This is a genomic window from Syntrophomonas sp. UBA1041 (assembly GCF_002316705.1).
In the GTDB taxonomy this organism is placed as follows: Bacteria; Bacillota; Syntrophomonadia; order Syntrophomonadales; family Syntrophomonadaceae; genus DTU019.
On sequence record NZ_DCEA01000077.1, the window covers coordinates 1 to 453 of the forward strand.

1 protein-coding gene is annotated in these 453 nt (G+C 55.8%); it reads right to left on the minus strand.

The annotated features are described in order from the left end of the window. On the minus strand, window positions 1-453 hold a 453-nt coding region (locus B2633_RS11975), incomplete at both ends, for an adenosylcobinamide-GDP ribazoletransferase (protein ID WP_483170925.1).

The window sequence follows — 453 nt, forward strand, 5'->3', positions numbered from 1 at the left end:
AGAATATCTCGCGCAGCCCCACATATTCGGTAAACCTTCCTGTACCCCCGCCTGTCCGGGCATATTGATATACCGCGGCGCCATAGACCTGAGCCCAGCGGCCCAGAAGCGGCATAAGAACCAGGGCGGCTGCTTTTCCCGCCGGGGCTATTTGCCCCAGAAGCACAAACTTGGCCAATATCAGCAGGCAGCATGCCATTACACCATGCGCTCCCGCCCGGCTGTCCTTCATGATCTCCAAGATACCCTCACGCGTCCTTCCGCTGAAAATCCCATCAGCCGTGTCCATCACCGCGTCTCCATGCAGGTTTCCGGTTATGATTACCAGATAGGCAATGACAATGAGATCACATACTTGAACAGACCAGGCATAACGGCACAAGTCGTAAAGAACGGCCGCAGATAATCCCAGAAGCGCTCCAACTAAGGGGAAGTAAGCCATCGCCCGGGCGA